Annotated in this window: 11 protein-coding genes; 4 read left to right on the top strand and 7 right to left on the bottom strand. The window is 62.9% G+C overall.

Annotation, left to right across the window (positions count from 1 at the left end; all coding sequences use genetic code 11):
* Window positions 1–53 precede the first annotated feature (53 nt).
* The 6 genes from AB4Y31_RS27415 to AB4Y31_RS27390 form a co-directional block, all read right to left on the bottom strand.
* Window positions 54–1,154: a hypothetical protein gene (locus tag AB4Y31_RS27415; RefSeq protein WP_368676765.1), complete on the bottom strand. Its 1,101-nt coding sequence runs from the start codon at window positions 1,152–1,154 to the stop codon at window positions 54–56.
* Window positions 1,155–1,181: 27 nt separating this feature from the next.
* A complete protein-coding gene (locus AB4Y31_RS27410; RefSeq protein WP_368676764.1) occupies window positions 1,182–2,363 on the bottom strand; it encodes a hypothetical protein in 1,182 nt (393 codons plus the stop codon).
* A 124-nt stretch (window positions 2,364–2,487) separates the two neighbouring features.
* On the bottom strand, window positions 2,488–3,255 hold the full coding sequence (locus tag AB4Y31_RS27405; RefSeq protein ID WP_368676763.1) for an outer membrane lipoprotein-sorting protein: 768 nt from the start codon (window positions 3,253–3,255) through the stop codon (window positions 2,488–2,490).
* Window positions 3,252–4,469: an ABC transporter permease gene (locus tag AB4Y31_RS27400; protein ID WP_368676762.1), complete on the bottom strand. Its 1,218-nt coding sequence runs from the start codon at window positions 4,467–4,469 to the stop codon at window positions 3,252–3,254. Before AB4Y31_RS27400 ends, AB4Y31_RS27405 begins: the two co-directional genes overlap by 4 nt.
* Window positions 4,441–5,193 carry an ABC transporter ATP-binding protein gene (locus AB4Y31_RS27395; RefSeq protein ID WP_368676761.1) on the bottom strand — a complete coding sequence of 251 codons (753 nt, stop codon included), beginning with the start codon at window positions 5,191–5,193 and terminating at the stop codon, window positions 4,441–4,443. The genes AB4Y31_RS27400 and AB4Y31_RS27395 overlap by 29 nt, the downstream gene beginning before the upstream one ends.
* Before the next feature lie 12 nt (window positions 5,194–5,205).
* The gene (locus tag AB4Y31_RS27390; protein ID WP_368676760.1) at window positions 5,206–7,149 is read right to left on the bottom strand and encodes an AMP-binding protein; all 1,944 of its coding nucleotides are present in this window, start codon (window positions 7,147–7,149) and stop codon (window positions 5,206–5,208) included.
* A 366-nt stretch (window positions 7,150–7,515) separates the two neighbouring features.
* Here AB4Y31_RS27390 and AB4Y31_RS27385 point away from each other — a divergent pair, with 366 nt between their 5' ends.
* The 4 genes from AB4Y31_RS27385 (at window position 7,516) to AB4Y31_RS27370 (ending at window position 11,139) form a co-directional block, all read left to right on the top strand.
* Entirely contained in the window at window positions 7,516–8,355 is an 840-nt protein-coding gene (locus AB4Y31_RS27385; protein WP_368676759.1) for a ferritin-like domain-containing protein, read from the top strand.
* The gene (locus AB4Y31_RS27380; protein WP_368676758.1) at window positions 8,352–8,768 is read left to right on the top strand and encodes a sensor histidine kinase; all 417 of its coding nucleotides are present in this window, start codon (window positions 8,352–8,354) and stop codon (window positions 8,766–8,768) included. The genes AB4Y31_RS27385 and AB4Y31_RS27380 overlap by 4 nt, the downstream gene beginning before the upstream one ends.
* Window positions 8,769–8,796: 28 nt before the next feature.
* Window positions 8,797–9,435: a response regulator gene (locus AB4Y31_RS27375; RefSeq protein ID WP_368676757.1), complete on the top strand. Its 639-nt coding sequence runs from the start codon at window positions 8,797–8,799 to the stop codon at window positions 9,433–9,435.
* Between the two features lie 162 nt (window positions 9,436–9,597).
* Window positions 9,598–11,139: a PLP-dependent aminotransferase family protein gene (locus AB4Y31_RS27370; protein ID WP_368676756.1), complete on the top strand. Its 1,542-nt coding sequence runs from the start codon at window positions 9,598–9,600 to the stop codon at window positions 11,137–11,139.
* 24 nt (window positions 11,140–11,163) lie between these two features.
* Here the strand turns inward: AB4Y31_RS27370 and AB4Y31_RS27365 are convergent, their stop codons facing one another.
* Window positions 11,164–12,111 (bottom strand): dimethyl sulfoxide reductase anchor subunit family protein, encoded by a 948-nt coding sequence (locus AB4Y31_RS27365; protein WP_368676755.1) that lies wholly within the window; start codon window positions 12,109–12,111, stop codon window positions 11,164–11,166.
* Between the last annotated feature and the right edge of the window lie 53 nt (window positions 12,112–12,164).

Below are 12,164 nucleotides of genomic sequence, written 5' to 3'. Positions count from 1 at the left end.
TACCGCATGAAGCTAGCCGAACGCAAGCGGCGCTGGAAGCGCCACTCGGCCCGTCACGCTCCCTTGAAGCTCGTCCGAAGCTCGTGATAGCAGCGATAGGAGCTCCCCTCCATCTTCGAGAACGCGAGCAAATCGCGTTCGTCGCTGAACTCGCGTACCGCTCCGCTGCGCACGAGGCCGCTCAACAGTTCGTTGGACGCGAACTTCAGCGCGAGCACCCGCTGCACGCTGCCGAAGCTGTAGACCTGTGATCGCGTTTGTTGCCTCGCGGCGTCGGCGATGAATCGCATGGCCTCGCCGGCTTTCTCGTCGAGCGTCACGCGCCCTTCGCGGGCGAGCCATTCGAGATGCGCCATCAATGCGCGGACAAAAAATGGCCTTACGATCGTCAGGTACTTGTTGAAGACAGTTGGACCGCCGATTTTCAGACGATCGCCCGCGCCGACCTCGACCTCGCCGTTGACATTGCCGAGCTGCAGTCTGCCGTCGAGAAACGGCTCCCCATACGACACCCGCCGGAGCGATCTGTACTGCTCCGGCCATACAAGGTAGGCGGCCGGAAAGAACACGCCAGGCAGCCGCGCCGCAATGACTGCCATCCCCTCGCGGTGCGCCTCGATGCCCCAGACCTTGTCGACCGTCAAGCGGATGTGCCCTTGCTCGTTACGCGCGACGGATCGCCAGCCGGCAAGCGTCGGCCCGCCCGCATCGCTCATGAGGAACGAGAAGTGGTAACCGTCGTCGAGACAGGCGCAGGCGCGCTCGGACTGCTCGGGCGTAAAGAACAGCGCGAACATGATCCGGATGAACGAGCGCATGAAAGGCTTGAAGTGATCGGCAAGACCTTGCTGCGCAATTTGCTCGAGAACCGCTTCCGCAAGCGCCGATTCGTCATGGCGCAACTCAGTCGAGGCGCCTTCCTCGACCTCCGGCAATGCAACGTCGCGCAGCCGGCGCTGCCTGATGATCATGTCGCTGTCGAGAAGCCGGACGGCGCCTTCGCGCAGCAACGCGAGCAACGCGTCGGGCAGCGGGCCGAACGCTTCGAGGCGCGCCGCGACGGGCAGCGCGGCGAGCGTCGGCAAATCCGTCGTCTTCCACGGCGATGTCTGCGCCGGGGTGCGAATATTGTCGATCAGATCAGCTGGGTGCATATCGCTCGTTATCCGAATGTTCGAGGTTTAAAAGCGCACGCGTAACGCCGCGTCGATTTCCGTCGAAAAGCCTACGACGCGATACTCGGAATGTCCGCCGCCGAACGCATGTGAGAGCGCGAGATCAACGCTGAAGCGCCTGTCGATATCTGACGTCACCTGCACGACCGTGAGCAGGCCCTTGTCCTGCGGCGAATAGAGCGCACGCGCCGAGAGTTCGGTGCCGGCCCTCACCTTCTTGCCGAGCCGCACGAAGAAGTAATCGCGCAAATTGCCCTCGGTCGACAGAAAGTTCGCGGTCGCGACGAGCGGACCGAAGGCGGCAAACTGGCCACGGGCGATCGCGGCGCTGTTTGCCGTGATCGAAGCCGTCACATTGCGCCACTGCGCCGCATCGAGCCTCGCCTCGTCGTGCTGCCATTCGGCGATCGCGTCGATGCCACCCGGCAACGTCGTTTGCATGCCGAGCGCCGTGCGCCACATGTACTGGCCGCTATTGCGCCGGTCGATCGGATCTCCGCCGGCCTGGTCCGTTGCGGGAATCGCCGCCCCGGCATACCCGATGGAATCGCGCGTGCTGCCGCGCTCGATCCAGCCGCCGCCATAGAACGTGGAATTCGCGCCGACGTCCATTGAAAACGTGCCGCCGCTGCCGAAGTGCCCAGCATGCCCGCCGGCCAGCACCGAAGCCGAACCGCCGGCCCAATTCGTCGCGAAGCGCAAGAGCTGGCTCGCGCCCTGCGTGTCGCGAATGTCCGTGTCGGTTCTCGACGTATGGTTGTTGCCGACCATCGCCTGTAACGACGACCGCTCGCCGACCCACTTCACTTCGGCAATCGGTGCACCCTCCACGTCGCCATAGCGATCGAAGATGTCGGCATTCGAAGGGTGCTTCTCGAAGAACGCCAGAGGAAAGAATGCCTGCGTCACGTCGAGCGACTCGATCCGCTTGCCTACGGTTACCGATACGTTCTGCGTGACGTTGGCGCGAGCGCCAAGCTCGTTCAGGCGGCCATCGGTACGTGCGGTACCGCCCGTGTAGTCGATGAGGGCTCGCGCATTCAGGAACACGTTCGGCTGATCGATGCGCACCAGCGCCGCAACGTCGCGCGCGTTGGCCGGCTCGCTGCCGATCACGTCGCCGATCAGCGCATTGCCGCCGGTGAACGTGATCGAGCGCGCGTAGGCCACGCCGTTTAACGTGCTCAATTGCTGCCCCAGATCGAAACCGTCCGCGCGCGCCGTGCATGCGCACGAGCACGCAATAGAGGCGACGAGCACTCGTAGCAGAGGAGGATTCCGGTCGATGCGTGCATGATCGAAGCAGTGCGCGTCAGTTCGCATTCGAGAGCGAGTCGGGGTTGAACCAGCTCACCGGGAGTTTGCGTGCCTCGCCGTTCGAAAGCTGGACGACGCTGGCTCGCTTTTTTTCGATCTCGTTGCGATAGGTGATCTTGTCGATAAGCTTGCGGCCGTTGATGTCGACGAGCGGTCCAAAATCGGCGGTGCGAAAGAGAAGCCCGCTGGCAAGAAAGAATTGCGCACGAACCGGCACATCGCCGTTCGACGTCACCCATAGCTTCACTTTCGGGTAGACACTGTCCGGGTCGGTCGCCGCCAGATCGAGTTCCATCACATCGCGACCGTCAATTTGAGCTGCTGCATTCCCCGCCACCGTCGCGCTATAGGTCTTTGCCCAATGCGTGCGAGTGATGTCGCTGATCACGACCTCGCCCTGCAGGCGCTGCAAGCCGTTGATGCGCACCGCGCGACGCGTGTTCGGCACGTAGAACCAATGGCCCTCGTCGGTGGCGAGGTACTTTTGGCCCTGATTCTCGCCCGTTTGCGTGATTGCAAGCGTATCGCCGTTCGTGCGCGCATAAACGAGGTAGTCGGTGCCGTCCTCTTGCGAACCGTCGATTACGTTAGTGATGCGCACCCGTGTCTGCGCATCGTCCGAGCCGGTCCGGTACGAGTCGGCGCGCGCGAGCATCTGAGCGGGCGTATCCGCGAACGCGCGCGTGCCGGCGATGGCGAGAGCGGTTGCGAAAAAGGCCGTGAGGATAACTTGCGGCACGCGGCGCGGGTGGGTCGATTTCATGCCGAAAATCCCTCGAGGATGTTGCGTTTCAAGAGCCGACGCGTCGCGAATGCCGCGGCCAGTACGCCGAGCACGATGAACGCGATCTCGATGCCGACGGACGCATGTACGCTCAGCGCGAACTCGAGCAGCACGGGCTTCACGCGTCCCGGAGGCGGCGGCAGGCGCAGATGCGCGTAATTGACGGCGCCCATGACGAGCGCTCCCAGGCATGCGCCGACGGCAGCCCCGATGGCACTCGTGAAGACTGATTCGTTGACGAACATGAACTTGACGATGCCCGTCGATATGCCGAGCGCGCGCAACGTCGAAATTTCGCGCTGGCGCTCCATCACGCTCATCACAATCGAGTTGGCCATCGAGAGAAGAATCGTCACGGCCAGAATGGTGCCGAGCACGGAAAACTCGTTTCGATAGAGCGATACGAGCTGGTGATAGAGCGACGCGATCTGGTCCCAGGTTCGCACGTCGAGATCGGGCAGCGCACCGCGCAGGCTCGCGGCGGCCGCCTCGGTGGACGACGTACGATTCAGCAGCACCACGATGCGCGAAGCCTTGTCCGTGCGCAGCAGTTTTTGAGCGGCGCCGAAGCTCGTTTGCACGATGCGATCGTCGAGATCCTTCACGCCGGTGCTGATAATGCCGACCACTTGGGCGTCGGTCGCATTGATCCCGCCCGAAGCCGTCGAAACCATCAGCGAAATGACGTCGCCGGGCTTGATCGCGAGTTTGCGTGCAAGTTCAGCGCCGACCACGATTTCCGTGCCCGTCTTAGTGGGATCGATATAGCGGCCGGCAACGACCGTGTGATAGTCGAAGTAGTCGGGCGCCTGTTTGTCGGGCTCGATGCCGTCGCCGACGAAGCCATAGCTGAGGTCTCCATTGGAGACGAGGCCTTCGAAGTCGATCTGACGGGCAACCGAGCGCACGTCGTGCAAGCTGGCGATCGCCCGCTGCGCGCGCGCGCCCTCGTCGGCGGTAAGGCCGTATTGCAACGGCCGCTCGCCGATCTTGTCGAGATAGCCTCGATGCAGCACTTGCAGATGCCCGACACTGCCGAGAATCGTCCCCTCGCGTACGGCATTGAACGTGGCGAGGATGTAGCCGAGCGCGACCGCCGCGGCAAACGCCGTCACGCCCACCGTGAGCATGGTGAGGATCGTTCGGCGCGGATTGCGCCAGAGGTTACGCCACGCGAACGTGATCCAGTTCACTGTCGGTCTCCAATTCCGGGTGGATGACGCCGTCGACCATGCGCAAGCGCCGCGGCAGTTGCGAGCAAAGGCGCTGATCGTGTGAGGCGATCAGAAATGCCGTGTTGTGCGTGCCGTTGATCGACAGGATCAATTCGACGACGGCCGCCGCGCTCGCCGAGTCGAGATTGGCGGTGGGCTCGTCGGCAATGACGAAGGCGGGTTCCTTGACGAGCGCGCGGGCGAGCGAGATGCGCTGCTGCTCGCCGCCGGAAAGCTCGCCGGGCCGGTGCTTCTCGCGCGCGGCCAGACCCACCCGCGCGATCATCTCGCGCGCGCGATCGCGCCGCTCGGCCTTGTCCTTGAGCGAGAAGAGACCGAGCTCGACGTTTTCGATCGATGAGAGGACCGGGATCAGATTGAAATGCTGGAAGACGAAGCCGATGCGGTCCCTGCGAATGTGCTCGAGCGTACGCTCGGCGGCAGCGTCGATCGCCTTGCCTTCGATGAGGCGTGTACCGCGCGTCGGGCTGTCGAGAAAGCCAGCGATATTGAGCAATGTGCTCTTGCCGCTTCCCGACGGTCCGATTAAGCCGATGATGTCGCCGGCGCGGATCGTCAGATCGATCGACTTGAGCGCGGCAATGCGTTCCGCGCCTCGCCGATATTCGCGCGCGATCGATCGCAGCTCGAGCATCGGTCGCGCTTCAGCGCCGGGCTCCTGTGGGAGGTCGGTCATGTCCATGGCGAAAGTCCGTTACAGAGGTTGCTCGTTCGAATGCCCGTCGGGGTAAGCACCGGCATGGGGCAGCGACGAAGCTTGATTGCCCGCGCCGCTCTCGTTGCGCACAGGGATGGGTCCGAGCTCGAGAGCGATCGCATCGCCCAGTGCTGGAGACGACTTGGCGATCATTGCCGCGCTCGCCGCCATCGGCGACGGGAGTCGAATGTCGGAGAACTCGCCGTTCAGGTACATCTGGCGCGACTTCAGACGTTGAAGCTTGCCGCTCGTCGTGCGCGGCAAGGCGCCCGGTTCGACGAACACGATCTCCTGCGCGCAATAGCCGAGCTTGCGTTGCAGCAGCGTCTGCATTTCAGCGCGCGCGTTGGCATTGGCATGCACGCCGGACGCATGCGACTCGACCAGGATCACGAGGCTTTCCGTGCCCTGCTTCTCGTCATAGACGCCCACCGCGGCACAGGCGCCCTTGAAAATCGCCGGATGATCCGCGATGACTTCCTCTATTTCATGCGGGAAGTAGTTCGCGCCGCGGATGATGATGATTTCCTTCTTGCGGCCGAGGATGAAGAGATGCTCTCCGACGACGTAGCCGATATCGCCCGTTGCGAACCATCCGTTTTCGTCGATCCCCGCCGGCACCTCAGCCTGCGTGCTCGGCATATAGCCCATCATCACCGAAGTGCCGCGAATATGAATCTCGCCGGGCTGACGCTCGGCTGCGACGCGGCCGGTCTCATCGCGCACCTCGTATTCCATGCCGGGAATCGACCTGCCCACCGACAGCACGAGCTCCTGAGCGGCCGGTTCTTTAGGCACGTCTCGGTCATCATCGCTCTCGGTGCGCGCTTCGTCGGGTAGCGAAAGCTGACGCTCCGCCAGCGTGACCGAATCAATAGCGTCGGTCACGACGTGCACGAGCGCTTGAGCGGGCAGCGTCCGCGACGCGTCGTGCATCGTCACGGCGAGCGTCGATTCAGCCATGCCGTAGCACGGCTGCAATGCGCTGCCTGGCAGGCCGTACGGTGCGAACGTTTGCGCGAATTCCCGCATCGTGCGCGCGTCCACGCGCTCGGCGCCGACAAAAATATTGCGGCAGCAGCTGAGATCGATCCCTTGCATGGCCGCGGCGTTGAAGCGCCGCACGCAATAGCGCAGCGCGAACGTGGGCGCCGCTGTCGTGGTAGCCCGTGCCTGGGCGATGCGCTTCAACCATCCGAGCGGATTACGGATGAACGCGCTCGGCTGCATGAATTGCAGCGCCGATTGATAGTGAACGTTCGAAAGAAGCGTCAGCAATCCCATGTCGTGGTAGAGCGGCAGCCACGACACCGTTGCGTCGCCTCGCGACGGATCATAGCCGACGGCACCACCGATGCCGCGCAAGTTGTCGTGGACGTTTCGATGGCTCAGAACGGCCGCTTTCGGATGGGATACCGAGCCTGACGTCAACTGAACGTGGTGCGCGTCGTCGAGACTCTTTTCGCAGACTTGCGGGAGCACGCCCGATGCGCTGGCCAGCATCAGTTCGTCGGTACCGACGACGCGCACGCCGAAGCCTGCCATGCGCTCCCTCATCGGCTGCGCAGCGGCGTCGGTCGTGAATAAGAGTCTCGGAGCGTAGAGCCGGCAGGCGATTTCGACGACTTCGATGCTGTCCGCATTGAAGCGCTTGCCCGGCGAAGGAACGGTGCACGGCAGCATCCCGGCGAGCACACAGCCGAGCAGCAGGCCCGCGTAGTCGATCGATGCCGGCAGCGCGATCAACACGAGGTCGTTCTCGCGGGCGCCGAGGGCGAGCAGGCCCGAGCACACCGCGAGCGCGCGCTGCGCGAGATCGCGGTATTGCACAGCGTTTTCCGCGCCGCTTTCGTCGACGAAAACGATGGCTCGCTCGGCGCCCGCCGACGTCGCGTCGAGCATGCCGAGAATGCCGTCGATCAGGGGTGACCGTGTTCTCACTATGCCGTCCTCTCTACTTTCTTCGAGCGAGACTTGATGACAGTGAAGCGGCGTGCTTATAGGCCGCGACCTCGCAAGGGCACGAGGGTCGCTGCGCAGCGCACGCGGCGTTCCGCAAGCGAGGTGATTAAATCCGGGGGGCGTCTGGCGCAAAAGCTGTCAGTTATGACAGCGCATCGAGACATATCGCTGTCATATCTGAGAGCTAGCTGATCGGCCTGTCCAGACGCGCATCGGCAACGGAAGCGCATCGGCAACGGAACCCTCTCGCGCTCGAGCCCCTCGCTTGTCGTACCGCGGTCATATTTGCGCTATACGGTTCGTCCGTCTTCAGCAGGTGAGAACGAATTCGTCAAGGGGATGGCCATGAATACGATGCTCTATCCGGAACTTTACAAATCGCTCGAGTCCGTTAGATGGGACATGGAGAAGGACATTCCGTGGGACGAGTTCGACGGCTCCTTGCTCACCGACGAGCAGGCGACGACGATCAAAATGAACGCGATTACCGAATGGTCGGCGTTGCCCGCCACGGAAATGTTCCTGCGCGATAACCACCACGACAGCGATTTCTCGGCCTTCATGAGCGTCTGGTTCTTCGAGGAACAGAAGCATTCGCTCGTGCTGATGGAATACTTGCGTCGTTTCCGGCCCGAGCTCGTGCCGAGCGAGGAAGAACTGCACGCGGTGCGCTTCGAGTTCGATCCGGCGCCCCCGCTCGAGACGCTGATGCTGCATTTTTGCGGCGAAATCCGCCTCAATCACTGGTACCGCCGTGCGGCCGAATGGCACACGGAACCCGTCATCAAGCACATCTACGAGACGATTTCGCGCGACGAGGCGCGACATGGCGGCGCCTACCTGCGCTATATGAAGAAGGCGGTGACGAACTGTGGCGATGTGGCGCGCGCGGCGTTCGCGAAGATCGGCGTTTTGATGGCGTCGGCGCGGCGCACCGAAAAGCCGCTGCATCCGACCAACCTGCACGTGAACCAGGCGCTGTTCCCGCGCGACACGGTGCAATCGCGCCTGCCCGATCCCGAATGGCTCGAGCGCTGGCTCGACGAGCAGATCCGGTTTGACGACGGCTGGGAAAAGAAGGTCGTCGAGCGCATCCTGCACAACCTGTCTCTACTATTCGATCGCAACCTGGCCAGCGTGCAGGAACTCAACCGCTACCGAAAGGAATGCGCGACCCTGCCGTGAACGACAGTGCGGGCCGCAAGCAGCCCTCCATTCACGCGACATTGGCGAGGCCGCAACGCTCGAATGCGTTCGCCCATCTCGCCACCGGCAAGGAAAGTACCACCGAGTCCATCAACGGTTGGAGCAACGCTCTGCACAAGCTACGAGTGGATTGCCCACCACTCGCCACTACCGTATCCGTCGATCGGGGAATGTGGGAGAAAATCGTCCTCAACCTGATTTCAAACGCCTTCAAATTTACGTTCGAAGGTGAAATCGTCGTCGCACTGCGTCAGCTCGAGAATGTCGCCGAACTGCAAGTGCGCGACACCGGCACCGGCATACCGGCGGATGAGCTTCCCCACCTCTTCGAGCGGTTTCATCGGCGAGCAAGGCGGTCAGATATGGCTGACAGCCGCGAGGCAAGGCGGTGACCTTATCATCAAGCTCAAGGACTCAGGAGTGGGCATCAGCTCCGATGAACTGCCGAAGGTATTCGAACTGTTCGTTCAGGTCGATCGCTCGTTGGAGCGGGCGCAGGGAGGGTTGGGCATCGGTCTGGCGCTGGTAAAGCGGTTGGTGGAGATGCATGGAGGGACTGTCGCGGCGGTAAGCGACGGCCCCGGTCGCGGTAGCGAATTTGTCGTGCGACTGCCGGCTCTCGCCCTGGAAGACCACTCATATAAGGGCTCGGCGCAGACGAGCGAGGAAGCGCAGCGTAAATGCTGCATCCTCTTTGTCGACGACGATCCCGACTCCGCTGCGTCGCTCGCCGTTCTGCTCGATCTCACCGGCAACGTGACTTATACGGCCGGTGACGGTATAGAAGCCGTTCGAGAAGCTCAACGGTTACGTCCAGACGTCATCCTGCTCGATATCGGTCTACCCAAGTTCAACGGTTACGAGGCGGCGCGACTCATACGTGAGACGGAATGGGGACGCGACATCATGCTGATCGCACTGACGGGGTGGGGACAGGACGACGCTGTCCAAAAATCCAAGGACGCCGGCTTCGACGCCCATATTGTCAAACCCGCCAAATACGCAGAGCTCATGTTGCTGCTCTCTAAGCTTTCCAAAGACGGCGAAACCGCGAGTTAGTCGATTCACCCACGCTATAAAACATTGCCTGTGCCTGTAACGGCGCGCGACTCCCGACAGCGCATATTTGAAGCGATCGGGCGTCGCATTTATGATGCAGATAGGCACCGCCTTCGGGCTTTCGAGCCACGTTTGCGTCACAGTCACAGCATAGGAGCCAGCATGCCGAGCCGCACGCCGACCGCTTTATGGGCCCAGCAATTCACGCGGTCATCGGCATCTAAGACGAGCCTGCAGGATCAGATCCGACAAATGCTCGTCGCCGCCATCCTCGATGGCCAATTGCAGCCCGATGTCGCGCTCCCGTCCAGCCGCGAGCTGGCCGATCAGCTCGGCGTCGCACGCAACACGGTCGTGCTCAGTTACCAAATGCTCGTGGAAGAAGGCTATCTAATCTCGCGCGAACGCAGCGGGCACTTCGTCAATCCGGAGATGCTGCGCGGCTCGCCCGACCTCGGCGCGACGCGGGCCGCCGCGCGTGCCGAAGGACAAGCCATCGCGGACGAGACGGCGGGACGGCCGCTCTGGCGGCAACGCATCGCTCACCCGCCATCGAATCAACGCAACATCGTCAAGCCAGCGAATTGGCAGCACTATGAGTTCCCGTTTATCTACGGGCAATTCGATCAATCGCTATTTCCAACGAACGACTGGCGCGAGTGCTGCATGAAGGCGCTCTCGGTCATGGAGATTCGCAACTGGGCGCCCGACCTCATCGAGCGCGACGACGAATCGCTGATCCAGCAGATCCGCACGCGCGTGCTGCCGCGGCGCGGCGTGTTCGCGATGCCGGATGAAATCGTCATCACAATCGGCTGCCAGCAGGCCCTGTACTTAATCGCCGATCTACTCTGCGACGAAGATACGACGGTCGGCTTCGAAAATCCGGGCTACCCCGATGCACGCAACATCTTCGAAAACCGGAATGCGCGGTTGCTGCCGCTGGAGGTGGACGAAAACGGCATCGCGCCGGAGGCACTCGACGATACGCTCGCTTGCTGCGATTACGTATATGTGACGCCGAGCCACCAATGCCCGACCACCGCGACGATGCCGCTGGAGCGGCGCCGCGCGTTGCTCGAGTGTGCCAAGAAGCACGACTTCGTGATCGTCGAGGACGACTACGAGAGCGAAAACACCTTCTCCGGCACGCCGCATCCCGCGTTGAAAAGCCTCGATACGGCCGATCGCGTGATCTATGTCGGCAGTTTGTCGAAGACATTCGCCCCGGGCCTGCGGCTCGGCTACGTCGTCGGCCCGCGCGAGTTGATTCGCGAACTGCGCGCGCTGCGGCGATTGATGGTGCGGCACCCGGTGGGCTACGTGCAACGCGCGTTCGCGACGTTTCTCGCACTGGGGCATCATGACGCACTGCTGCGTCGGCTCGCGCACGCTTATCGCGAACGCGCGCAGGCGCTCATGGCGGCGCTCGACGCGCACCTGCCGCAAGCGCGTTACGTGCCCGTAACAGGCGGTGCGTCGTCATGGGTCGAGGGGCCCGCCTGGCTCGACGCGGAACGCCTTGCCGCGGATGCGCAGGCGGTCGGCGTCGTGATAGAGCCCGGCAACGTCTTCTTCATGAACGACGATGCGCAAGCACGTCGCTGCTTCCGCATGGGCTTCTCGGCCATTGCGCCCGAGAAGATCGAGCCGGGCGTGCGGGCACTTGCGCAATGCGTGCAAGCGCAGCAGCGCATGGGTTAGACGAACGGCGGCCAAACGGCGCGCTTACGACGCGCGCTGATAGTAGATGTTCTGCGGATGCCGCGCATCGGCGAAGAAAAACCAGCGCTCGGCAAGCAGTCCCACATATTGGATCACGAACGCCGCAGCGAGCGCGACGGCCGCCGCAGCCGATCTCGGCGCCAGCGCACCCACGCCCGTAAGAACGAACGGCACCGCGAATGCGCCGATCAAAAAACCGATCTTGACGGCCTGCAGCGTTGCGCCGCTCCTCCCGTGGAAGAATTCGCGCGTGTTGAATGCGCTCGCCGTAAAGCCCCGGGACTTCTGCTCGACCTTGACGTGGCGAATGCCGGTCGCGCTCTGCACGGTCGACTTCGGTTTGAGGCGCGCGTTGCGCGCAAGCGATGCCAAGCGTGTCGCGCAACCGGCGACCGTCAGCAAACAAGCGCACGCCGCAAGTACGCTCACGAGCGCAGGCGCAAGCCAAGCCGCGCAAGCAGTCGCCAGCGTGCAACCGGAGGCGCAGCCGAGCAACGCGAAGTTCACGAGCGTGTACGGGCTTGCCCACTCCTGGAGGAAGCGCAGGCAGGCATAAATCATGGCTGTGCAGACGAACAGCGCGACGCTCGCAGCCGCCGCGAGTGCGCCGATTTCGAGCGTAGCGCTTATGCCGGCCCAATGCGCGGCACCGTACGCGGTGGCCAGCGCAAGAAAAACCGGCAACACGATGCATTCGCGCGAGAGCCACGACGTACGCCACATGGCGATCGCCCGCCACGCGCGCTCGGGATGCCCCAGATGGAAGAACGACGCGGCGAGTCCGAGCGCGCCGAGCACGACCGCCAATGCCGCCCCGGACACATAGAACGCCGAAGGCACCGCAACGCCGACGGCACGGGAAGCGGCTTCGACGGCGACAAGGGTGAGCAGCAGTCCCTGCGCCGCACCGCAAAGCGTCGTGAGGAAAATGACTGAGAAAGCTGGCCGCATGGGGGCTCCGTCTATGCCAGTGTGTCGATGCGTCAATGCGAGGATGGGTCGGT

The organism is Trinickia sp. EG282A, assembly GCF_040965455.1.
GTDB classification, from domain to species: domain Bacteria; phylum Pseudomonadota; class Gammaproteobacteria; order Burkholderiales; family Burkholderiaceae; genus Trinickia; species Trinickia symbiotica.
This window is presented reverse-complemented; position numbering and strand designations above follow the sequence as displayed.